Raw genomic sequence first — 23,339 nt, 5'->3', positions numbered from 1 at the left:
GCCCTTTCCTTCTCCCCTCCCCGCCCCTTCCCGAAAGTCCTGCGGACAACCCCGGGGGCTCCGCCCCCGGCCCCCCGCTCCTCAAACGCCGGAGGGGCTGAATTTGCCGGGGTGGGGCGGGTCTTCAAGGCGCGCGAGGAACTGCCCGACCAGCCACAACGAACGCAGCAGCCAAACAACAACCGGGCCCCGGGGGCGAAGCCCCCACAGGAGCGCGGGGAACTGCGCGACCAGCCACAACGAAGCCGGCAGCCGAACAACAACGGGGATCCGGGGGGGGCGAAGTCCCCGGACCCGAAAGGGGCGCGGGGAACTGCGCGAGCAACCCCAGCGGCACCGCAGCCGAACAACGACCGGGCCCCGGGGCGGAGCCCCGGAGTGGGGGCCGGGGGCTCAGCCCTGGGCGTCACGCGTCACGCATCCGCATCCCAACTCCCCAGATCCAACACCCGATCATCCGCGAACAACGCACAAGTCCGCCCCTCCGCCACAAACACACTCCGCAGCTCCGCATCAAGCACCGTCGCCGCGACGAACGTGCTGACGATCAGCGGAAAGTCGCAGACCGCGCCGATGCGGAAGAGGGACTGCGACTCGGTCGTGACCGCGTCGCCCCCCGCCCGGAGGACGATGCGCTGATCGCCCGCCACCGCCCGCGTGGCCACCGCGACGGCGATGTTCTCCAAGCCGTCCGACGCGACCGCGGCCAGCGCGCGGGCGCGCCGTACCGAGAGGCGTTCGAGGAGGAAGCGGTCGCCGCCGCGGCCGATGACGACGGGGATGTCGAGGGAGCGGGCCAGCGGCAGGCATGCGGCCTGCCGGTTCCGCTCGACGGCGACGACCTTCACGCCGAGGTCCCGCAGCCACGCCGAGAGCCGCAGGCCGACCTGCCCGAGGCCGACGACGATGACGTGGTTGCGGCGCGGGATGGAGCGGGCCCCGAGGATGCTCGTCATGCGGTGCCCGGTGAACCGGTCCACCACGCCCGCCGTGAACACCGCGGCCAGGACGAGCACGCCGATCATCGACGCGGCGGAGAACACCTTGTACCAGCCGGGCCCGTGCTCCGCGGCGTGCGAGGACCCGATCGTGGTGAGCGTGCGGGCCGCGTTCCACACGGCCTCGGTCCAGTGCTCGTGCAGCACGAGGACGCCGAGCGCGACGTCCACCGAGTAGGCGAGGAGCAGTGCGATCAGGCTGCAGACCAGGGCCTTCGCGGAGGTGCCGAGGGAGCGGAACCAGGTGCCGAAGGGGCTGCGCGGGCACGGATCCGAGGCGGCGGCGAGGGCGCGGCGCGGCAGGTGCTCGACCCTCGTGGCCACGCCCTCCCGCCGTACGCCCACGAGGTCGTCGCCGACGGGCTGCAGCATCGCGTACTCGGGAGCGAGGCAGCTGGCCAGGAGGCTGGGCAGGATCGCGTCGGTCATGGACAGGGCGGTGCAGTTGGGGACCGTACGGGAGACCTCCTCGGCGACCGTACGGTCGAAGATCGTCACGACGAGGCGCACGCCGGGCTTGAGGTGTTCGGCGAGCAGGGCGTAGCGCAGGGCGACCATGTCGTCGCGGGACACGATGGCGACGCTGTCGACGGGTCCGCTCAACTGCCGCCGCAGGGCGTCGTCGTCGGGGCGCGGCAGGCGATGTGCGGTGCTGCCCCAGCGTTCGATGCAGGCGGCGGCGGAGCGGCCGAGGGTCTCGTCGTCCTCGATGATCACGACCTGCCGGCCGGTGGCGGGGACGTGCGGACCCGGTTCGCGAGCAAGGCGTCCGCGCGGGTCTCGGGTTATCTGGGGGCTCAAGCTGTCGGCCTCTCTACGACTGCGGGGGCCGGGGACGAGATCCCTGGCCCCCCTCGATCCGGAAGGCGCGGCAGTGCCTGATCGAGGCTGGCGCATACGCTTCGGCGCCGCCCGGTCCGCCGGGGGCGCGCGCCCCGTTCGCCGGCGCTCGTGGGGTGAGGAGCGGTGCCTGGCGGGGGCGGGGGTGAAGCTGATCTCTTTCTAGCAGCCGCCTCATGGGCCCCGATTCGTCAGCGTGTACAAAAACGAGCGGCCGACTACGTGCATCTGTCGAATGCGCGCAGTCGGCTCTGTCTCGTACGGGGGCCGTCGTGCCGGGAGGTGCGTTCAGGCCTTGGCCGGGGTTTCGGCTCCGGCCGGTTGTGCCTTTTCTTGCGCCGGGACGCCGGTGGCCGCGGCCGACGGGTGCGGGTCCGTCGCGGCATGCGGGTCCGTCGCGTCGCGGGGGTCGGTCAGGTCGCGGTCGCGGGTTTCCGGGGCCTTCAGCGCGGCCCAGGTGCTGACCCCGCCGACGATCATCATGTACGCGGCGATCGGGATCCACGAGCCGCCGAACGCGGTCTGCAGCCCCGCCGCGACGAGCGGTGCGATGCCGCCGCCGAGCACGGCGGAGATCTCACGGCCCATGGTGACGCCGGCGTAGCGGTAGCGGCTGCCGAAGAGCTCGGGGAAGAAGCTGGTCTGCACGCCGACCGCGCCGTACGCGGGGAGGACGAAGCCCAGGCAGATGACGAGCACGATGGCGACGGCGGAGCCGGTGTTGAGGGCGAGGAAGGCGGGGACGGGCAGCAGCACGAGGGTGGCCATGATCGCCGCGTACACGGGCCGTCGGCCGAGCCGGTCGGAGAGACAGCCGAAGCCGAACGCGGCGGCGGACCCGCAGAGCGCCCCGAGCAGCAGCGCCTTGGGCGGGAAGTCCTCGGCCACGCCGACCGTGGTGATCAGGTAGGACGCCATGAACACCTGGAAGGTGTACGACTGCGCGTTGGAGCCCAGGTTCATCAGGATGACCAGGAGCAGCGGCTTGCGGCCCCGGGTGAAGACCTCCTTGACGGGGGCCGGCGGGTGTTCCCGCTCTTCCTTGATCTCCTCGAAGACGGGGCTCTCCTGCAGCTTGCGGCGCAGGATCAGCGCGGTGACGGTCACGAGCAGGCTGCTGGCGAAGACTAGCCGCCAGCCCCAGCTCATCAGGGCGTCGTGCGGCAGGAGTTGGACGAGGATCCAGGCGACGGCACCGAGCGCGGTGCCGAGGGCCGCGCCGGACATCACGAGCGAGGCGGTGCGTCCGCGGCGTCCGGGCCGTGCGGTCTCGGTCAGCAGGGTGGCGCCGCCGGACTGTTCGGCCCCGGCGCCGAGGCCCTGCGCCATGCGGCAGAGCAGCAGCAGGATCGGGGCGAGGATGCCGACATGCCCGTACGTGGGCAGGAAGCCGATGGCGAGGGTGGAGCCGCCCATGAGGAGCAGCGTCATCACGAGGACCCACTTGCGGCCGAGGCGGTCGCCGTAGCGGGAGAAGAAGAGCCCGCCGAGGGGGCGTGCGGCGAAGCCGACGGCGTACGTGGAGAAGCTGGCGAGGATGCCGACGGCGGGCGAGACGTTGGGGAAGAAGAGTTTGCTGAAGACCAGGGCCGACGCCGTGCCGTAGATGACGAAGTCGTACTGCTCCAGGGCGGTGCCGATGAATCCGGCCCAGGCGGCTCTACGGGGCGAGGGGGCGGCCGAAGGGGCCTTCGCAGAGGGCGAGTTGGAGGTCACGGTCCACACTTCCTCGGGTGGATGAGGGGGAACGGGGGGCGCAGTGGGGGGTGACGCTGAGGGAGGGGGATACAGGCGGGAGCGGCGAGCGGTCAGGCGGGGACGACCGTGACCACGCGTTCGATCTCCTGGCCTGCGGCGAGGCGGCGGATGTTGGCGGCGATGTCGTCCGCGCGCCGCTGGAACGTCTGCCGGGTGAGGGCCGAGGAGTGCGGGGTCATGAGGAGGTTGTCGAGCTCGTGGAAGGGGTGTGCGGCGGGCGCGCCGTGGTGGCCTTCGGTCGGGTACCGGTACCAGACGTCGATGGCCGCCGCGCCGATGGTGTGCTCACGCAGGGCGTCGTAGAGGGCGTCCTGGTCGACGACGGGTCCGCGGCCGACGTTGACGAGTACGGCGGTGGGCTTCATGCGGGCGAGTTCGGCGGCGCCGATGAGGCCGGTGGTCGCCGGGGTGTGCGGGGCGGAGACGACGACGGTGTCCGCCTCTTCGAGGAGGGGGTGGAGGTGGGCGTCGGTGCGGCCCGCCCACTCAAGTCCCTCTGCTTCAGCCTGAGTTGATCCGCTGCCGGTGACGGCGATGCCACGGGTGCCGAACGCGGCGAAGCGCTGCCAGGCGGTACGCCCGATGTGCCCGAAGCCGACGAAGCCGACGGTGGAACCGGCGAGGGAGTCCCGCCAGGCGGCCGCGGGGTCGTAGGCGGGGGTGTCCCAGTCGCCGCGGCGCAGGGCGGCGTCCTGGGTGAGGAAGCCGCGGTGGAGGAGGACGGCGGAGGCGACGGCGTACTCGGCGATGGACTCCTCGTGGTGGTGCGTGTTGGCGACGATCGTGCCGGGCGGCAGCGCCGCGGCGTCGATCCCGTCGGTGCCGGCCCCTGCGGCGTGTACCAGACGCAGCCGCTTGCCCGCGGTGGCGATCGGCGCGGGGCAGACCCCGGAGACCAGGACGTCGGCGTCGGCGACCGCGGCCTCGACGGCGGCGTGGTCGCGGGGGTCGGGCCAGTCGGCGACGGCGCCCTCGGGCAGTTGCGCCTCGATGCGCTCCCGCTGGGGCCGGATGCTGGGGTCGGCGATGACAACGCGCAGGGCAGGGGTGTTCACGGGTGCGGCCCTTCTGACTGAACTACGGGAAAACATGGGGCAGTTGACGAAAATTGCCGAGGCTTGCCGGGCCTTGCCGTCGGAGCCCGGCGCCTCAACCGCGCGGCGCCGGCCCCGTGGTGTCGCGTACGACGAGTTGGGTCGGGAGGGTGACGGTGCGCGGTGTGGCGGAGGCCGCGCCGAGGGCGAGTTCGAGGAGGTCGAGCGCCGCGCCGCCCGCCTCCCGCATGGGCACGGCGACGGTGGTCAGGGCGGGCCGGGCGAGTTCGGCGAAGGGGATGCCGTCCACGCCGACGACGCTGAGGTCCTCGGGCACCCGGGCGCCCAGGGCGCGGGCGCCCTCGACGACACCGAGCGCCATCGGGTCGTTGTGGGTGAGCACCGCAGTCGCCCCGGTGGCGAGCACCCCGGCCGCGGCGGCCTTGCCGCCCTCGAACGTCTGGGCCTGCCAGCCGAGCGGGAGCAGTTCGAGGTCGGCGTCCTTCGCGGCGGTGCGGGCCTGCTCGACCCGCTCCCGGTTGAGCCGGGACCGGCGCTCCCCCTGGACGTACGCGAGCCGCCGGTGGCCGAGGGCGGCGAGGTGCTCGCAGGCCTGGCGCAGCCCGTCGGCCGTGTCGGTGAGCACGCAGGCCGTGCCGGGCGCCTCGCGGTTGACGAGGACGACGGGTGTGGCGCCACAGAGTTCGAGCAGCTCGTCGGTCTCCAGCCAGGGGGTGCAGAGCAGCAACCCGTCGGCGCGGTCGCGGAGTTGGGCGATGACCTCGCGTTCGCGCTCGGGTCTGAAGTCGGTGTCGGCGAGGACCACGGTCGTGCGGCGGCCGCGCCCGGCGGCCTGGGCCGCCTTGACGAACACGCCGAAGAGCGGGTGCGCGATGTCGGGGACGACGACGGCGACGGTCGCGCCGTCCGCTTCCGTCGCCGCCGGGCGGGCGGCGGGCGGTGCGTAGCCGAGCTCCTGTGCGGCGGACAGGACCTTGCGGAGCGTGCCGGGGCCGAGCCGGCCCGGGTCGCTGAAGGCGCGGGACGCGGTCGACAGGGCGACTTCCGCGCGCTTGGCCACATCGGTGAGCGTTGCCGCCAACGGTCCACCCCCAGAGTGCGGTTGGCCCGGCGGTTCGCCGGGAGACGACCGGTCCTCGGTGACCGGTGGCGCCCATCCTGCGAAGACTTGCGCAAGCTTGTCAATGCTTGCCGCGGAGATTTCCGTACGCCGGGGTTCACATGGCGTTCACTGGAGATCACTCACTGCACCCCGCCGAACTAGCGAACCGCACAGAGGAGTTGTCGTCATGAAGCGTGCCGCCACCCTGTCCGCACTGGTCTGTCTCCTCGCCGCGACCGCGGCCGCCCCCGCCTCGCCCGACACGGCCGCGACCGCCGCCGAGGGGTCGGGGCGCGACGGCGGGGCCCGTCACCGGGTCGGGAGCCTGCTCGACGCCGTGCCGCGCTCGCGTGTGCTCAAGGTCTGCACCACGGGCGACTACCGCCCCTTCACCCACCTCGACCCGGCCGACGGCTCCTACAGCGGCGTCGACGTGAACATGGCCGAGGACCTCGCCGAAAGCCTCGATGCGAAGCCGGAGTTCGTGGCGACGACCTGGGCGAACCTCACCAAGGACGTCGCGGCGGGCCGCTGCGACATCGGCGTCGGCGGAGTCTCCGTCACGCTGCCGCGGGCCCGCCAGGTGTACTTCAGCGAGCCGACCCGCGAGGACGGCAAGACGCCGATCGTGCGCTGCGCCGACAAGGAGCGGTTCGGGGAGGGCAGGCTTGAGGACATCGACAAGGCGGGCACGACGGTCATCGTCAACCCAGGCGGCACGAACGAGGAGTTCGCACGCGCGAACATTCACGAGGCGACGATCAAGCTGCACCCGGAGAACACCACGATCTTCCAGGAGATCGTCGAGGGCCGCGCCGACGTGATGATGACGGACGCGAGCGAGACGCTGTACCAGTCGAAGATCAACCCGGAGCTGTGCTCGCTGCACCCCGAGAAGCCCTTCACGTTCTCCGAGAAGGCCTACGCGCTCCCCCGCGGCGACGACGAATTCAAGGCGTACGTCGACCAGTTCACGCATCTGGCGACGCACGACGGGACGTACGCGGCGTACGAGAAGGAGTGGATGGGCGACAGCTGACCACTCCGGGCCGGGGTCGCTACCGCGAACGGAAGCGGCCCGGCTCCACCTCCTCGACCCGCCCCGCGGCGAGCAGCCGGTCGAGGTGCTGCCGGGCGGTCCTGAGCTCGACCGACCGCACCTGTGGGGCTTCGACGTGCGGCCGGTAGACGAGGCGGTGCTCGGCGATCTCGGCCACGGTGCGCGGTTCGGCGGCGTACGCGAGGAGCGCCGCGTCCCGCCGTTCCACCACCTCGGCGAAGGCGGCGAGCCGTCGGCGGAACTCCTCGGGCCCCTCGATCACACCCTTCTGGTGGGACGTTCCGTACCAGCGGGCGTCGATCTCCGCGCACAGCCGCATGGACGCCTCGAAGTCGCCGAGGCTGCTGCCGAGGTCGCCGTAGTACGGGCCGAAGGACGTCAGGTCGATGTCCGCGAGGAAGAGGAAGCCGTCGGGCTCGATCAGGAAACCGCAGTGGCCCGCGGTGTGACCGGGCAGGTGCACGACGGTCACGGTCCGGCCGCCCAGGTCGAACACCACGCCGTCGTCGAAGCCCTTCGCGTCGGGGCGTCCCCGTACGTGGAAGTTCTCCCGCAGCAGCCTCTCGATCTCGGGAACCGCTTCCGGCAGGAGGCCGAGCCCGGCGATCAGCTGCTCGCGGGAGCGCAGCCCGTCGAGGTCCGCGGTGTGGGCGTGCACCGGCACGTCGTCGTAGCGGCCGAGCCCGGCGATGTGGTCCTCGTGCGCATGGCTGACCAGGACCACGTCGGCCGGCGGCGCCGCGGCCACGAGCGACAGCGAGGGGTCGACGACGAGCGAGGACGTCGAGCCGTGCACGAGCAGCGAGTTGCCGTACGGGTAGGCCCCGCGCCGCTCGCCGACGAGCACGTCGACCCCGCCGTACGCCACGGTCGTGTATCCCGGTTCCGGGGTGTGCGAAGACCTGGGGGCAGAAGACATGGGGAGAGTTGATCGCATCCGGGGCGGCCCTGGCGACCCCTGCGCGGGGAGGTTCCCGCCACACGGCGCGGTGTCCGGTTCCCCTGGGACCTAAGCCAACGCACGGGCGGGGCCTAGGACTTCAGCCCGTTACGCCTCCCCCGCCGCCCGGCTACCGTCCCCGTCATGGATGCGACCGGCACGCTCGACGAGGCCCTCGACCGCCTGCACCGTTCGGGGCCCGAGCGGCTCGGGCGGCTGACCAATCACGCGCCGATGGCCGCCGAGGCGCTGGTGGCGCGCGGTCAGGCGGGCGCGGTGCACCGCTGGCTCGACCTGTACGCGCCCAAGCTGGAGGAGTTCCCGTCCCCGGTCGAACCGGTCACGGCCGCCGACTGGCGTGCGGCGCTCGGCGATCCGCGCCGCGCCGCCGACTGGATCCGCCACTTCGAGCGCGAGCTCGCGGAGCGCCCCTGGCGCGAGGTGCTCGCCCAGTGGTGGCCCCGCCTGCTGCCCGGCATGTACGGCGGTTCGACGCATCCGGTGATCCGGGTGGGGCACGCCGTGCGCACCCTGCTGACCGGCGAGCTCACCGCACCGCGGCTCGCCGAACTCGCCCACGGCCTCGGCTACTGGGCCGCCCGGCACCGTCCGATCGGGCCCCTCGACACGCTGCCCGACGCGCTTCCCGACGCGCAGCCCGGCATGGCAAGAGCTGCCGTCGCTCTCGACGCGGTGGAGCCCATCGCCGTGCGCGAAGGCGGATTCCCCGACCGGCTAGGGCGGGTCACGGGCCTGCCGGTGTGGGCGGCCGAGGTCACGGACCCCGGCGAGGCGTCGCAGCTCCTGGCCGAACTGGTGCGGGCGGCCACCCACCGGTACGCCACTCACGGGCACGGCGAGGAGACGATGCTGGTGCATGCGGCCACGGCCCCGAACGCCGTGCTGCGCACGCTGCCCGCGCTGCCGTCCAGCCTGTGGGCGCCGAGTCTGCGGGCCGCCTGGACGGCGTCCGCCGCGGTGACGGCGATGTACGCACCGGACGCCCCGGTGGCCTACGCCCCGCCCGGCGGATGCACCCCCGAAGAGGTGGTGGAACGCGCCCTCGCGCACGGCGACGAGCACGTGATCAAGCTGACCGACACAGCCCTGGACGTCGGCGACGAGCAGGCCCTGGCGGCGGCCCTGCGCGCCGTGGAACTGAGCGAACCGCTGCACTGAGCGAACCGCTGCGCCGGTAGCCGCCCTGACGCCCCGTCACCGTAAGCCGCCCCCCCCCTGCTCTCCCCGCCTCCTACTCCCCGTCCTCGAACAGCATCCCCAGGGCCACCTCCCGGTAGTGGCGGACGTGGCGCAGGGATGCCTCCGCCGAGGCGTCCGCGTCGCCCGAAGCGATCGCCCGGTAAAGGGAGTTGCGCTCTTCCCAGAGGACGCCCGGCTCGTCGACCTGCTGGAAGAGCCAGCGGAGTCGGCCTTCCAGGGGTTCGACGGTGGAGGCGAGCAGCTCGTTGTCGGCGAGCTCCATGATCTGGTGGTGGAAGGCCGCGTTGGCGCGCGAGATGCGGTCGGGCTTGCCGGAGAGGGTCGCGCGGCGGGCGTTCTCCAACAGCCGTTTGAGGGTGGCGAGTCCGGCGGCGTCGGAGCGTTCGGCGGCGCGGCGGACGGCGAGGACCTCCAGGGCCTCGCGGAGGTCGAAGAGGTTCTCCACGTCCTTGCGGTCGTACCCCTTGACGACGATGCGGCGCGGGGACGCGGCGGTGAGGAAGCCCTCGGCGATCAGGATGCGGATCGCCTCGCGCACGGGGACGCGGGAGACGCTGAACTCCTCGGCGAGCTCGCGCTCCACGAGGCGGTCCCCGGGCGCGAGCCTGCCGGTGATGATGCGGTCGCGCAGGCCCTCGCAGACCTGGTCGCGCAGCCAGGCGGTCCTGGTGAGGGATGCGGCCGCCTGCGATGGGTTCTGACTCACGTGTCCTCCCCGTAAAAGATCTTTCACTTACGGTATACCAAACTCTTGACGGCCCCCAGCGGCACACCTATTTTTTGGTATGCCATAGCGGGAAACCCCCTGGTCATTGGCGCGCCATCTCTGCCTCACCCCTGCCTGAGTCCACTCCCCCGCCCCTGCCCGAATTGAGGGTATGCCATGAGTTCACCCACGGCTTCACCGTCCACGAGCGCCACCGGAAGAGCCTCGAAGGACCGTCCCACCCGGGTCCGCTGGAAGATGTTCGTCCTGATGCTCGGCGTCGTCGCGCTCAACTACATCGACCGCGGCTCGGTCTCCGTCGCGCTCCCCCTGATCACCGAGGATCTGGGGCTGAGCAAGGAGACCACCGGCTTCGTGCTCAGCGCGTTCTTCTGGTCGTACGCGCTGATGCAGATACCCGGCGGCTGGCTGATCGACAAATTCGGCCCGCGCCGGATGGCCTCCGGCGCCTGCGTCGGCTGGGGCATCGCCCAGGGCGTCACCGCCGCCTCGACCGGCGTCGGCTCCCTGCTCGGCTACCGGCTGCTGCTCGGCGCCGTCGAGGCGCCCGTCATGCCCGCGGGCGGCAAGCTCAACGCCCAGTGGCTGCCCGCGAAGGAGCGCGGCCGCGGCGCGGTGCTCCTCGACGGCGGCGCTCCGCTCGGCGCCGCGCTCGGCGGCATCATCATCTCCAGCCTGATCGCCTGGACCGGAAGCTGGCGCACCAGCTTCGTCATCGCGGGCGTCGCCACCGTCGTGGTGGGCCTGCTCGCCTACTGGTACGTCCGCGACACCCCGCGCGAGCACCCCGCCGTCAACGAGGCGGAGGCCGCGTACATCGAGCGCGCGCACGCCGAGGAGGACGCCGAGGCGGAGAGCGCCGACGAGCGCACCGGCCTGCGCCCGTACCTCAAGTACCGCTCGTTCTGGGCGATGTGCCTGGGCTGGATGGGCTTCAACGGAGTCTTCTACGGGCTGCTCACCTGGGGTCCGCTGTACCTCTCCGAGACCAAGGGCTTCGACATCAAGACCATCGGCTGGTCGACGCTCGTCATCTTCGGCGCGGGCTTCGTCGGCGAGCTCATCGGCGGCTGGCTGGCCGACCACTGGCGGTCCAGGGGCGCGGGCGCCAACACGGTCATGCGCACCCTGATGGGCGTCGCGGGCACGGCCGTGGTCGCCGGTCTGCTCGGCGTGGTCCTGGTGCCGGACGCGCTGACCGCCGTGCTGCTGCTCTCCGGCGTGCTGTTCTTCCTTCGCTGGGCCGGCCTCTACTGGTCGCTTCCCTCGTTGCTCGGCGGCCGTGCCAACGCCGGTGTGATGGGCGGCGCGATGAATCTCGCCGGGAACATCGCGGGCATCGTCACGCCCATCGCGGTCGGCTTCATCGTCGGCGGCACCGGCTCGTACACCTGGGCGCTGCTCTACTTCGTCGGCGCCGGCGTCCTGTTCACCGCCTCGTCCCTCGTCCTCGACTACAGCAGGAGGCTGTCCGTCCGATGAGCACTGTCCGTATCGGCATGCTCACCCCGTCCTCCAACACCTGTCTGGAGCCGGTCACTTACGACCTGCTGCACGGCACCGACGCAGCCACCGCGCACTTCGCGCGGGTGACGGTCACCAGGATCGCGCTCGACTCGGGGGCCGACGCCCAGTTCGACCCGGCGCCGATGCTGGCGGCGGCCCGGCAGCTCGCCGACGCGAAGGTCGACGTCATCGCCTGGAACGGCACGTCCGGCTCGTGGCTCGGCGTCGACCGCGACCGCTCGCTGTGCGAGGCCATCACCGCGGAGACCGGCATCCCCGCCACGACGTCCACGCTGGCACTGCTCGACGCCTGCGCCGCGTACGGCGTGACCCGCCTCGGCCTCGCCCTGCCGTACACCGGGGACGTCGCCGAGAAGATCGTGCAGACGTACGCGAAGGAGGGCGTCGTCTGCACGCTCGCCGAGCCGCTCGGCATCAGCGAGAACGAGGCCTTCGCCCGCGTCCCGGAGGCGGACGTCGCCCGGCAGATCGAGGCCGCGGCCGCTTCCGGGGACGACGCCCACGCAGTGGCGGTGGTGTGCACCAACGTGTACGGGGCCAGGCCCGCCGCCGACCTCGAACCGGCCCTGGGCATCCCGGTGTTCGACTCGGTCGCGGCCACTCTCTGGAAGGCCCTCGACCTGGCCGGCGCCCAGCCGGTGCTGCCCGGCCACGGCGAGCTGCTGCGCTCCGGCAGCCTGCGGGCCCGCATCCAGGAGGCGCTCTCCGGGTTGCGCGCGGCGACCGGCGCGGACCGCACCACGTTCCGCGTCGACCTGCCGGAGCACGACCTGACGGTGGACCGCACCGCCGGGGAGACGCTCGGCGAGGGCGTCCGCTCGATCCGCCGCGACGCCTCGCTCGACCAGCGCCGCCTCAACACCGTGGAGTGGCTGGAGCAGCACCGCAGGCCGCTCGTACAGCCGCACTTCCGCGACGATCCGCAGCCGCCGCAGGCCCTCGTCGACGTGTACGGCGTCCACGCGCAGCTCCTCGCACCGGTGGAGCGGGACGGGGCCCTCGCCGGCTGGATCTCCGTGCACAGCACGACCGAACGCGACTGGAGCGACGGGGACTCCGCGGCCGTCGCCGACGCGGTCGCACGGATCCACGCGGCGCTCGACGAGACGAGCTGAACGCTGAACGGGGCGACAGCCCACCCCAACTCCCCGGAAAGGCAACCCGCATGGCCAAGGACATCAAGGTCGCCCTCGGTGTGGACGTCGACGCCGTCGCCGGCTGGCTAGGGTCGTACGGCGGCGAGGACTCGCCGAACGACATCCAGCGCGGCGTCTTCGCAGGCGAGGTCGGCACCCCGCGGCTGCTCAAGCTCTTCGAGCGCTACGGCATCCGCACCTCCTGGTTCATTCCCGGCCACTCCATCGAGACGTTCCCGGCCCAGACCGAGAGGGTCATCGAGGCCGGTCACGAGATCGGCGCGCACGGGTACTCGCACGAGAACCCGATCGCGATGACCCCGCAGCAGGAGGAGGACGTCCTCGCCCGCAGCGTCGAGCTGATCGAGTCGTTCGCGGGCCGCAAGCCGCGCGGCTACGTCGCCCCCTGGTGGGAGATGTCCGCGCAGACGGCCGCACTGCTCCACAAGTACGGCTTCTCCTACGACCATTCGCAGAACTACCGGGACTTCACTCCGTTCTACGCCCGCGTCGGCGACAGCTGGACGAAGATCGACTACACCAAGGACGCCGCGGACTGGATGAAGCCCCTGGTCCACGGCCACGAGGTGGACCTGGTGGAGTTCTGCGGCAACTGGTACGTGGACGACCTGCCGCCCATGATGTTCAACAAGCACTCCCACAACAGCCACGGCTACGTCAGCCCGCGCGCCCTCGAACAGGACTGGAAGGACCAGTTCGACTGGGTGCACCGGGAGTTGGACTACGCGGTCATCCCGGTCACCCTGCACCCGGACGTCTCCGGCCGCCCGCAGGTGCTGCTGATGCTGGAGCGCTTCATCGAGTACGTCTCGGGCCACGAGGGCGTCAGCTTCTGCACGTTGGAGGACGTGGCGGACGACTTCCGCGCCCGCTTCCCGTTCGCGGGGAAGGAGCGTCCGGCGGACATGCGGTGAGCTGGTTGCGCTCCACGTAGATCCGCACTTGCGCCGTCGGCACGCTGAGAAAGCGTGCCGACGGCGCGCGGCGTTACCGACCAACTCCCCTGTGGACGCCGGTCACTTGACTGACAGGGTGCTGTCCAGCAGGGGCAGCATGCGGTCCCAGTGGCGCTTGAGCCCTGAGGCGTCGAACGCGTCGGTGTCGGACATGGTGAAGCCGTGCACGGTGCCGGGGTAGATCTCGGAGGTGTACGCGACCCCTGCCGCGTCCAGGGCCCGGTTGAGCTCGCCGAGGGCCTCGGGTGTGAGGTCGCCCTCGGCGTGACCCAGGTGGACCCGGGCGGTCAACTCGGCGAAGAGGCCCGGCCCGTCGGCACCCACGGGCGCGTGGAACGCGGCGACCGCGGCCACCCGGCCGGGGTGCGCCGCCGCGGTGCGCATCGCCAGGAGGCCACCGAAGCAGTAACCGGTCGCGGCGACCGGACCGGCGGCCGCCTCGGGCTGTTCGGCGAGGAAGTCCAGATACGCCTCGGCGTCGCTCAGGGTTCGGTCCACGGTGTGCGCCCCGAGCAACGGCAGCAGCTCGGCCACGATCCGCGACCGGTTCTCCTCGTCGATGTACTCGGGAAGGTCGAGAATCGGCGTCCGGCCGTGCCGGTAGAGGAAGTCGGGGACGAGCACGTAGTACCCGTGCCCCGCCAACTCCTCGGCCAGCGCACGCAGTGATCGACACGACGGAGGCGGGGCCCGCGCAGCAGCGCAAGTCCCTTGACCGGCCTTCCGTTGAGGCCCCTGCCGGCCCGTGCGGCGCTCAGTGGAGCACCGGGTCACCGATCTGTGTGTGGCGCGCGGCCGTCCCGGTAGTCATCGCCGAACAGCGTAACGGCAGAGCCCGGCCGTGCGTGCGTAGGGCGTGGGGCGTGGGGCGTGGGGCGTGGGGCGTCCCCGGGGAGTTCCCCTGGGGGCGCCGTCATTCTTCGGCGGAGCCGGTCGCCTGAAAGGGTCGTCGCACCGAAATCCCCCGCATTGGTCTATGCCAACACCCCCATGTCTCCGTATCCTCATCCGTAGCCAGTGACACACCCATCCCCCCACCCAGGTTGCGTGTCGCCGCGGGCGACGCTGCGGATCGGCCTTCGTCTCGGCAGTCGCGCGACCTCTCCTTCGCCGCCCCTAGGAGGGTCACGGTGAAAGTTCGCACCCGAAGCTCGGCGATCGCCGGCGCCGCCTGTCTGATCGCCGCCCTCGCCCTGACCACGGCCTCCGCCGAAGAGCCCGCCGCCCGTGGCACCGCCGCGGCGCAGGTCTCGCTCAAGGAAGTGGCCACCGCCAAGAACCCGGCCGCCGGGACCGCAGGGCCCGGCGGCGACGTCTGGATCGCCGAACGGGCAGGCACCGTAAGGGTCCTGGGCGACCAGGGCCTCGGCGAGCCCGTCCTCGACATCTCGGGCGAGACCACCACCGACGGGGAGCGCGGGCTCCTCGGCATCGCCTTCGACAAGGACTTCGCGCACTTCTACATCTCGTTCACCGACCGCGAAGGCACCAGCACCGTCGACGAATTCGCCGTCAAGGACGGCAAGCTGCAGCCCGACACCCGGCGCACCGTCCTCACCCAGACCCAGCCGTACGCGAACCACAACGGCGGCGACCTCAGGTTCGGCCCCGACGGGTATCTGTACATCGCGCTCGGCGACGGCGGCTCCGGCGGGGACCCGCACGGCAACGGGCAGAACCTCGACACCCTCCTCGGCAAGCTCCTCCGGATCGACCCGACCGGCGGCGATCCGTACGCCGTGCCCGCGGACAACCCGTTCGTCGACGACCCGAAGGCGAAGGACGAGATCTGGGCGTACGGGCTGCGCAATCCATGGAAGTTCTCCTTCGACTCCGGTACGGGTGATCTGCTGATCGGGGACGTCGGCCAGAGCGCCTGGGAGGAGATCGACTGGGCGCCGGCGGACAGCAAGGGCGGCGAGAACTACGGCTGGTCCGCGATGGAGGGCAACCATCCCTTCCGGGGCGGCACCGAGCCCGCGAACCATGTGCCGCCGATCCACGAGTACGACCGCAACGGCCTCGGCTGCTCGGTGACCGGCGGCTACGTCTACCGCGGCGAGAAGATCCCGGACCTCAAGGGCCAGTACGTCTTCAGCGACTACTGCGACGGCACCCTGCGCTCCCTGCAGATCGAGAACGGCCAGGTGACCGGCGAGCACGACCTCGGGGTCAACGGCGGCGAGGTCGTCTCGTTCGTGCAGGGCGGGAACGGCGAGCTGTACGTGCTCGATCTGGGCGGGACCGTGTCGCGCATCGACCCTGCCTGAGCACCCTCCGCCGGTGAGGGGTGTGCGCTCGACACCCCTCACCACGCCGTGTCAGACGTTCGTCACACGATGAACTCCCCCACCAGCTCGGCGAACTCGTCCGGGGTGGCCAGGCGTATGCCGAGCGTCTCGGCCTTCGTGCGCTTGGAGCCCGCACCCTCGCCCGCGACGACCAGGCTGGTGTTCTTCGAGACGCTGCCGGAGGCCTTGCCTCCGGCCCGCTCGACGAGTTCGTTCATCTCGTTGCGGGAGAGCTTCTCAAGGGGGCCGGTCATCGCCCCCGTCACCACGACCTTCATCCCGGCCAACGGGCCCGCGGGCAACGGGGTTTCCCCGCCGGAGGCACCGTCCGCGGCGCCCTCGCCCGCATCCCCTGGGGCGGCAGGCGCGGGCGGTGTCGCCCCCGGCTCCGTCATGGACAGGCCCGCCGCCGCGAGCCGGTCGATCTGGTCGCCCAGCTCGGCCAGTTCGGCGACGATCACCGGGGCCTTCTCCCCGCCGATGCCCTCGACCTGCTGCATCGCCTCGGCGTCCGCCGTCCGGATCAGGTCCATGGTGGCGAAGTGGCGGGCGATACGGCGGGACATGGAGCGTCCCGTGCCGCGGATGCCGAGGGCGCACAGCACGCGCGACAGGGGCTGCCGCTTCGCGGCTTCGAGCGCCGCGAGGAGGTTGTGGGTGCTGGTCTCCCCCATCCGCTCCAGACCGAGCAGGTCGTCGCGCGTCAGGCGGTCGAACAGGTCCGGCAGCGCGGTGACCAGGCCCGCGTCGACGAGCTGCACGACACGGGAGTGGCCGAGGCCCTCGATGTCGAGCTGGTCGCGCCCCGCCGCGTACGCCACGGAGGCGACCAGGTGGCAGTTGCGGCCCCGCTCGCACCGCCACCGCTGCTCCCCCGTGTCGATCCCCGAGCCGCACTGCGGGCACGCCGCCGGGAACTCGATCTCCCGCTCGTCGCCCGTGCGCAGATGGGCCACCGGGGCCTCTACGCGCGGGATGATGTCGCCCGCCTTGTAGACCATCACGTGGTCCCCGATGCGCAGTCCGCGGCGGGTGATGTCGGCCGGGTTGTGCAGGGTGGCGTAGGTGACGGTGGAGCCGTCGATGTCCACCGGTTCGAGGACGGCTCGGGGCGCGATGATGCCCGTGCGGCCGACGTTCCACTCCACGTCGAGCAGCTTGGTGATCTTCTCCACGGCGGGGAGTTTGAAGGCGAGCGCCCAGCGCGGGGCGCGCGTGCCCTCTCCGGCCGTCTGCTGGTCGGCTGCCAAGTCGGCCTTGATGACGATCCCGTCGATGCCGAACGGGAGTTGGGCGCGCAGCGACCCGATCTCCTGCACGCGGGCCAGGGCCTCTTCGACCGAGGTGACGACCGTGCCGGGCACCTGCGTGCCGGCCGGGGTGTTGATGCCGTACCGCACGGCCCGGTCCATGAGGTCGCCGTGCGCGCAGTCGCCGAGCTCTGCGGTGAGGCCGTCGTCGGTGTCGGGCAGCGGGAGCAGGCCGTACGCGAAGAACGTCATCGGGACCGTGTACGCCCGGTCCTTGGCGCGCAGGGTGCCGGCGGCGGCGTTGCGCGGGTTGGCGAAGGGGTCGCCGCCGTGTTGGGTGCGCACCTCGTTCGCGTACTCGAACTGGGCGGTGGTCATGAGGACTTCGCCGCGCACCTCGACCGTGGCGGGCTCGGTCAGCTCGGCGGGCAGGCCCTCTATCGTGCCGATGGCGTGCGAGACGTCCTCCCCGGCCGTCCCGTCACCGCGGGTGATCAGGCGGGTGAGGCGGCCCTCCTGGTAGCGGGCGGCGATCGCGAGGCCGTCCAGCTTCGGCTGGACGTTCCAGGCGGCGACCGGGCGGCCGATCCGGCGCTCCAGGGACGCGGCCCAGGTGGTGAACTCCTCGTCGGAGAAGGCGTTGTCGAGGCTCAGCATCGGCACGGTGTGCGGCACGTCCCCCTCGATCGCGCCGCCGGCCACCTTCCCCGAGGGCGAGTCGGGCAGGACGTCTTCGGGGTGCGCCGCCTCGTACTCGGCGATGGCCCTGACCAGTCGGTCGTACGCGTCGTCGTCCAGGGTGGAGCTGCCGTTGTCGTAGTACGCGGCGGCCGCGCGGACCGCCTGGTCGACCGCCGCCGCGTAGGCAGCGGTCGAGTCCAGGGCAGGGGCCTCGGCGGGCGCGTGACCAGCAGGAACAGCCGCAGGAACGGCAGAAGTCGTCGTCATGCCCCCATCCTGCCGTGCACCACTGACAATCGACCTTCGCGGCCGCTCGGGACGGGCCACCGAAGGACCTCAGGACGGCCTCCGGACGGCCTCCGCGGACCGTGCGGGCCGCCGCACCCGCACCGCCGCACTCCCCTCCCCCGCCGGCCCCTCATGTGGCCAAATAGCAAGCACAACAAGGGTGTTCACCCTCATCGTCAACCACTAGGGTGTCCTCCTCCGGAACTACGGCGTTGGCCGGTCTCTGAGCGCAACGGGGGAAGAGTGGCGCCCGTCTTCGAGCATGCCGATCTGCTGTTCCAACTGCTGGGGAAACTCGTTTCCCGGCCCAAGAAGACCGAATTGCCCGGCGAGGTTCCACACCGGGACGGAATCCCGATCCTGAGCCTCGCCGGCGACCATCAGGACGACCTCGCGGAACAGATCGAGCACGCCCTCAACGAGGCGCAGCCGAGGGCTGTTCCCTTTCAGCCGGTCGACATGGATCAGGAATGGGACCGGGTCGTCGCGGAGCGCGGCGACGAACAGGCCGAGAACTATCTGAACCCGGCGTGGCAGCGCGCCGAACTCTGCCGCCGCATTCTCGTCGAACTGGCCAGCAAGTACTCATCCGACCGGTACGGGAGCGACCGTCGGGTGCGCTTTCGCCGGCTCGGGCTGGTCAATTGTCTGTTGCAGTTGACGGACACCGCGCAGGAGCCGGACAGCCAGCACGGCCGTATGGTGCTGCGGCGGCTGCGGGACCGCGAGTTGGAGCGCCGCCGATTCTTCGGATTCATGCGCAGCCCGAGCACGGAAGTGGCCCTTCAGGGGTCGGTGCCCTGGTGGGCGTACATTCTGGGGCTTTATCTGCTGCCGATCTTCTGGTTCCGCGTCTGGCGTGGTCTGGGCCGGGAATACCGCTGGCTGCTGCACCAGCCGTACATGGCCCCGGCCGATCCGGGCACGTTCATCGGATTCGCGGTGCGGCTCACGCAGCCCCGGTGGGGGCGCGAGGATCCACAGCAGATCAGCAAACTCCTGATCGACGCTTTTCTGGAGGATCTGCGGAACGCGTATCGCCGCCGCCCGTGGCGTCGGCGCGCCCATCGTCGAACGGCCTATTGCGTGGCGTTTCTGCAGGGTCTGAGCGCGCACAATCACGGTCCGGAACTGGTGCGGCTCTTCGCCGAAGTACGCAATGACATCGGCGCGTTCGACCCGTTGCTGCTCGTCACCAGCAGCCCGGAGGAATCCCCGGACGACCGGGCGCCCCAGCCCCCGCACACGTCCCCGAATTCGCCGAACTCGTCGAACTCGTCGAACTCGTCGAACTCCCCGAACGCATCCGACTCCACCGGAAACACCGGCAACACCCCGATGAGGGTGCGGGAGTTGACGGACAATCCCGCGCCGTACGCCGTCTGGTGCGAGCACGTGCGCAGTGCGGGCGGCGGCCGACCGGTGCAGTTCTGGTATCTGCCGGTCCGCATTCCGGCGACGGTCCCGGAGGACGACGAGCGGTTCGAGATCCAGCGGGACGGGGCGGCCATAGCGCGCCGTCTCGCCGTACCGCGCCCGCCCGCGTGGACCAGCAGGGGCGCGGCGCTGATCGCGGGCGCCGTCGTGCTCGCGGTGCTCGGCGGCTCGGTCGGGTTCACCGTCGCCGAGCACCGCGGCGACCGGGACGACTGGCGGGCGAAGCACTGCGGCCTGAGCCGCGACGCCCCGGACGCGGCGACGGTGTGGACGGCGAAGACCGACGAGTGCGTGGGCGTCGCACCGCACGGCTTCGCGTTCCGCTCCACCGACGACCGGGTCCGTAAGACGCTGCGGACCATCGCCTCGCAGAACGAGGAGGCGGAGCGCATCCACGAGGAGGACCCCAAGCGGCCCCTGGTCACGCTCGTGCACCTGTCCGCGCTGCTCACGGCCCCCGCACGGAAGCAGAACGCCGCCCAGTCGTACGCGCGCGAGCAGCTGCAGGGCGCGGCGAGCGCGCAGCGGCGGCAGCTCGACAAGTCCGGTGACGCGCAGCCCGTTCTGCGGATCTTCCCGGCCAGTGCGGGCAGCGGCATGCAGCACGGGGCCGATGTGGCCCGCCGCATCGAGAAGTTGAAGGCGGCCGACCCGAGCATCGTCGGCGTGACCGGCCTCGACCAGAGCCGTAAGGCGACCATCACGACGATCGACAAGCTGACGGAGGTCGGCCTTCCCATGGTCGCCACGACCCTGTCGGCGGACGCCCTGCCGAGCGAGTCGTCGCTTTACTACCAGGTGTCGCCGCTCAACCGGCGCGAGGCGGCGGTGGCGGCCGCGTACGCGGGCCACCTCGTCGAGGAGGACAAGCTGAAGCGGCGCGACGTACGCGTCGTGTACTCGCTCGACCCGACCGACGAGTACAGCGAGAACCTGCGGCAGGACGCGGCGAAGTCGTTCAGGGCCGCGGGGTTCGACGTCGACGAGGAGGGTTACGTACCGGCGGGCGGTTCGCCGCGGACTCCGACGGGACCCGGCACCCGGGCCATCGGCGAACAGGCCTGCGGATACGAGGGGTTGGTGTTCTTCGCGGGGCGCAGCGAGGACTTCGAGACGATCCTCGGGGCCACCAACGACACCTGCGGTTCGAACCCGCCGGTGCTGCTCGGCGGCGACGACGTGGCCCGGCTCGGCGCGGACCCGGAGGGCCGCCGGCACTTTCCCCGGGTGCCGTTCGAGTTCCTGGACTTCACGGTCGGCTCGGCGTCCTGCAACGGGCCCAGCGATCTGTACAGCACGATGAAGGAACTGTTCCCTGAGGAGTGCGCCCGGGTCGAGGACACCTCGCTCGACGGTCACGCGGCGCTCGCGTTCGACGCGGTGAACCTGTACCTCAAGGCCATCGCCCGCCTCAAGGACACGGCCCCCGGCATTCCGCTGACCCCGTCCGCCGTGTGGCACGCCCTCAGCGGGATCCACGGGCGTGCGGCGCTCGACGGGGAGAGCGGGGTGATCGACTTCGGCGGCGGCGTGGACCAGCAGGTTCCGCTGGACAAGCTGATCTCCGTGCAGCGCGTGGACGGAGATCGGCAGCCGGAGCAGATGGGGTTCTGCGGGCGGCAGGGCGACAGCGAGGGCGCGAAGTGGTGCCCGCCGTCGGAGGCCGCCACGTCACGCCCCTGAAGGCCGTCCGACTACAGGACCCAGCTACTTTTGAACACGTTCAACGACTGGGTTACGCTCGTGCCACCTAGCAAGGGGGTACCAGCCGTGAAGATCGTGATTCCGGGAGGGACGGGCCAGGTCGGCGCGATCCTGGAGCGGGCGTTCACCGCGGAGGGCCACCAGGTCGTGATCCTCACGCGGCGCCCGCGCCGCCCGCAGGACGTGGCCTGGGACGGGGTGTCGCTCGGCGACTGGGCGGCGGAGCTCGACGGCTGCGACGCCGTGGTCAACCTGGCCGGGCGCAGCGTGAGTTGCCGCTACACCGAGGCCAACCTGCGAGCCATGATGGACTCGCGCGTCGACTCCGCGCGGGTGGTGGGCGAGGCGATCGCCGCGGCCGCAGCGCCTCCGCGCGTGTGGCTGCAGATGAGCACGGCCACCGTGTACGCCCACCGGCACGACGCCGCGAACGACGAGGCGAGCGGCGTGATCGGCGGCCAGGAGAAGGGCGTGCCCGACTACTGGGCGTACAGCGTCCGCATCACGCGGAACTGGGAACGCGCCCAGGAGGAAGCGGACACGCCGCGCACCCGCAAGGTCGCGCTGCGGGCCGCGATGGTGATGAGCCCGGACCGCGGCGGCGTCTTCGACGTCCTCTCGCGGATGGCACGGCTCGGACTCGGCGGGCCGGTCGCGGGCGGCGGGCAGTACGTGTCCTGGATCCACGACCAGGATTTCGTACGGGCCGTCCAATTCCTCGTCGACCACGAGGAGTTGAGCGGTCCGGTCAACCTGGCCGCGCCCGCTCCGCTGCCGCAGCGCGACTTCATGCGGGCGCTGCGCACGAGCTGGCGCATGCCGTTGGGGCTTCCGGCGACGAGGTGGATGGCGGAGGCGGGCGCGTTCGCCCTGCGGTCCGACACGGAGCTGCTCCTCAAGAGCCGCCGCGTCGTCCCCGGCCGCCTGCTCGACGCGGGCTTCTCCTTCACGTACGAGACCTGGCCGAAGGCGGCCGACGAGCTGGTCCGGCGAGCGCGGGCGCGGGTACGGACACGGACACAACGCGACTGAGCAGGGGCGCACCCCGGCACCCAGCACCCCAGCACCCGGCACCCGGCACCCGGCACCCGTTGGTCGTGACCGGGCGCCGGGCGAGGCACAGGCCCGCTCCGAGGCACAGGCCCGCTCAGAGAATGCGCACCTCCGCCCCCGCCCCTCCTGCGCCCAACTTCTGCCACCAGTGGCCGAACCGGCTGTAGACCCGCGCCTCGCGTTCCCGCACGGTGGCGCGCAGGGAGTGCGCCTCCTCGGTGAGCACGTCCCATGTCGGGCGAGGCAAGCGATGGAACGCCGTGGCCTCGATGCCGTCGTCGGTCGGTCTCCACACGCCGGCGACCGAGCCGTCCACCAGCAGCGTGGGCAGCACGTCCCCGTTGTTGCGGATCACCAGGGGACGGTACGCGGCCGGGATGAGGCGGCTGCGGTCGGCGTACGCGAGGAGCGTGCTGTCCCACATGGCCATGAGGCGGGGCGGCGCCGGGGTGTCGGCGGGCGGCCTCGGGGCGTCCGGGAGGTCGAACAGCGGGACGCCGTCCGGGCCTTGGAGCTCTTCCACAGCCCCGTCCAGGGCGCGGAGCGCGGCGCGCACAGATCTGCGCTGGACCATGGCGAACTGCGCCACGTCGGCGACCGAGGCCGGGCCGAAACCCGCGAGGTACCGCAGGATCAGGGTGCGCAGCGCCTCCGCGTCCTCCTCCCTCCCGGGTCCGGGGAGGATGCCCGGCTCGGCGCGCACGAACGACGGTCGGTGGCCGAAGGACCAGGGGGCTCGGGTGGGGGCGTGGTGCAGTGGCGCATACCCCTTCAGGCCCCACCAGGCGGCGTCCTTCTTCTCCTCCCCCACCCGCTCCGCGAGCCAGGCCTGCAGCTCGGCCGAGGTGCGCGGACGGTCGGCGAAGGCGAGGAGCTCCGGCACGAGCGCGTGGGCGTCGGCGACCGTGAGGCCGGACTCGGTGAAGCGGGGCCCGAGCCGGGATGCGTACAGCGTGGGCTGCAGCGCCGCGCGGAACGCCGCGTAGTCCTCGGCGTGGACGGCGTGGACGGCGTGATCCGCATCAGCGTGGCCTTGACGACGCTGCGCGCGGTGAACGCGGCATCCAGCTCGGCGGGGGCGAAGTCTCTGAGCCGGTTCCACAGCGCGACGTAGGGCGAGGCCGGGTGCTGCGCCTGGAGGGCGACCACGCGCCGCACGCCCTCGGGCACGCTCAGCGGAGCGCGCTCCAGGAGGAGCTGGCGGCTGAGCGTCGCCCGGTTGAGTTCTCCCGCACTGACCGTCACCCTTCGGATTCTTGCACCCGGGTCTGACAACGGCCGCCGTGCGTAAGGT

The 23,339-nt window shown here is 71.7% G+C and carries 17 protein-coding genes and 1 pseudogene; 8 read left to right on the top strand and 10 right to left on the bottom strand.

Going from position 1 to position 23,339, the window contains the following annotated elements; all coding sequences use genetic code 11:
- Window positions 1-413 precede the first annotated feature (413 nt).
- The 4 genes from QIS96_RS14595 to QIS96_RS14580 all read right to left on the bottom strand — a co-directional run bounded on the left by QIS96_RS14595 (window position 414) and on the right by QIS96_RS14580 (window position 5,732).
- On the bottom strand, window positions 414-1,799 hold the full coding sequence (locus QIS96_RS14595; RefSeq protein WP_282542981.1) for an NAD-binding protein: 1,386 nt from the start codon (window positions 1,797-1,799) through the stop codon (window positions 414-416).
- 327 nt (window positions 1,800-2,126) lie between these two features.
- Window positions 2,127-3,554: an MFS transporter gene (locus QIS96_RS14590; protein ID WP_282542980.1), complete on the bottom strand. Its 1,428-nt coding sequence runs from the start codon at window positions 3,552-3,554 to the stop codon at window positions 2,127-2,129.
- A gap of 92 nt (window positions 3,555-3,646) precedes the next feature.
- A complete protein-coding gene (locus tag QIS96_RS14585; protein ID WP_282542979.1) occupies window positions 3,647-4,651 on the bottom strand; it encodes a 2-hydroxyacid dehydrogenase in 1,005 nt (334 codons plus the stop codon).
- A 94-nt stretch (window positions 4,652-4,745) separates the two neighbouring features.
- Window positions 4,746-5,732 carry a LacI family DNA-binding transcriptional regulator gene (locus QIS96_RS14580; protein ID WP_282542978.1) on the bottom strand — a complete coding sequence of 329 codons (987 nt, stop codon included), beginning with the start codon at window positions 5,730-5,732 and terminating at the stop codon, window positions 4,746-4,748.
- Window positions 5,733-5,940: 208 nt separating this feature from the next.
- On the opposite strand from QIS96_RS14580, the gene QIS96_RS14575 reads away from it, so the two are divergent.
- Complete coding sequence (locus QIS96_RS14575; protein ID WP_282542977.1) at window positions 5,941-6,792, top strand: transporter substrate-binding domain-containing protein; 852 nt, start codon at window positions 5,941-5,943, stop codon at window positions 6,790-6,792.
- A gap of 19 nt (window positions 6,793-6,811) precedes the next feature.
- Here QIS96_RS14575 and QIS96_RS14570 read toward each other — a convergent pair whose 3' ends face one another.
- Window positions 6,812-7,732, bottom strand: coding sequence for an MBL fold metallo-hydrolase (locus tag QIS96_RS14570; protein WP_282542976.1), 921 nt, complete (start codon window positions 7,730-7,732; stop codon window positions 6,812-6,814).
- A gap of 165 nt (window positions 7,733-7,897) precedes the next feature.
- On the opposite strand from QIS96_RS14570, the gene QIS96_RS14565 reads away from it, so the two are divergent.
- Entirely contained in the window at window positions 7,898-8,932 is a 1,035-nt protein-coding gene (locus QIS96_RS14565; protein ID WP_282542975.1) for a questin oxidase family protein, read from the top strand.
- 73 nt (window positions 8,933-9,005) lie between these two features.
- Here QIS96_RS14565 and QIS96_RS14560 read toward each other — a convergent pair whose 3' ends face one another.
- Window positions 9,006-9,680: a GntR family transcriptional regulator gene (locus QIS96_RS14560; RefSeq protein WP_282542974.1), complete on the bottom strand. Its 675-nt coding sequence runs from the start codon at window positions 9,678-9,680 to the stop codon at window positions 9,006-9,008.
- Between the two features lie 177 nt (window positions 9,681-9,857).
- Between QIS96_RS14560 and QIS96_RS14555 the strand changes: the two genes are divergently transcribed.
- The 3 genes from QIS96_RS14555 to QIS96_RS14545 are packed head-to-tail and all read left to right on the top strand — an operon-like array spanning window position 9,858 to window position 13,299.
- Entirely contained in the window at window positions 9,858-11,183 is a 1,326-nt protein-coding gene (locus QIS96_RS14555; protein ID WP_282542973.1) for an MFS transporter, read from the top strand.
- Window positions 11,180-12,343, top strand: coding sequence for a maleate cis-trans isomerase family protein (locus QIS96_RS14550; protein WP_282542972.1), 1,164 nt, complete (start codon window positions 11,180-11,182; stop codon window positions 12,341-12,343). Before QIS96_RS14555 ends, QIS96_RS14550 begins: the two co-directional genes overlap by 4 nt.
- Before the next feature lie 50 nt (window positions 12,344-12,393).
- The gene (locus QIS96_RS14545; protein ID WP_282542971.1) at window positions 12,394-13,299 is read left to right on the top strand and encodes a polysaccharide deacetylase family protein; all 906 of its coding nucleotides are present in this window, start codon (window positions 12,394-12,396) and stop codon (window positions 13,297-13,299) included.
- A 102-nt stretch (window positions 13,300-13,401) separates the two neighbouring features.
- On the opposite strand, the gene QIS96_RS14540 is transcribed toward QIS96_RS14545, so the two are convergent.
- Entirely contained in the window at window positions 13,402-14,007 is a 606-nt protein-coding gene (locus QIS96_RS14540; protein WP_282543048.1) for a dienelactone hydrolase family protein, read from the bottom strand.
- 464 nt (window positions 14,008-14,471) lie between these two features.
- Between QIS96_RS14540 and QIS96_RS14535 the strand changes: the two genes are divergently transcribed.
- Window positions 14,472-15,611 carry a PQQ-dependent sugar dehydrogenase gene (locus tag QIS96_RS14535; protein ID WP_282542970.1) on the top strand — a complete coding sequence of 380 codons (1,140 nt, stop codon included), beginning with the start codon at window positions 14,472-14,474 and terminating at the stop codon, window positions 15,609-15,611.
- Window positions 15,612-15,673: 62 nt separating this feature from the next.
- On the opposite strand, the gene ligA is transcribed toward QIS96_RS14535, so the two are convergent.
- Window positions 15,674-17,830 carry an NAD-dependent DNA ligase LigA gene (gene ligA / locus QIS96_RS14530; protein WP_282542969.1) on the bottom strand — a complete coding sequence of 719 codons (2,157 nt, stop codon included), beginning with the start codon at window positions 17,828-17,830 and terminating at the stop codon, window positions 15,674-15,676.
- A gap of 225 nt (window positions 17,831-18,055) precedes the next feature.
- Window positions 18,056-18,262, bottom strand: coding sequence for a hypothetical protein (locus tag QIS96_RS14525; RefSeq protein ID WP_282542968.1), 207 nt, complete (start codon window positions 18,260-18,262; stop codon window positions 18,056-18,058).
- 48 nt (window positions 18,263-18,310) lie between these two features.
- Between QIS96_RS14525 and QIS96_RS14520 the strand changes: the two genes are divergently transcribed.
- Entirely contained in the window at window positions 18,311-20,971 is a 2,661-nt protein-coding gene (locus QIS96_RS14520) for a type 1 periplasmic-binding domain-containing protein (protein ID WP_282542967.1), read from the top strand.
- Between the two features lie 87 nt (window positions 20,972-21,058).
- Complete coding sequence (locus QIS96_RS14515; RefSeq protein ID WP_282542966.1) at window positions 21,059-22,024, top strand: TIGR01777 family oxidoreductase; 966 nt, start codon at window positions 21,059-21,061, stop codon at window positions 22,022-22,024.
- A gap of 115 nt (window positions 22,025-22,139) precedes the next feature.
- Here the strand turns inward: QIS96_RS14515 and QIS96_RS14510 are convergent.
- Window positions 22,140-23,290, bottom strand: a pseudogene (locus QIS96_RS14510) (winged helix DNA-binding domain-containing protein).
- Window positions 23,291-23,339: the final 49 nt, after the last annotated feature.

The sequence above is a fragment of the Streptomyces cavernicola genome (genome assembly GCF_029968035.1).
In the GTDB taxonomy this organism is placed as follows: domain Bacteria; phylum Actinomycetota; class Actinomycetes; order Streptomycetales; family Streptomycetaceae; genus Streptomyces; species Streptomyces cavernicola.
This window is presented reverse-complemented; position numbering and strand designations above follow the sequence as displayed.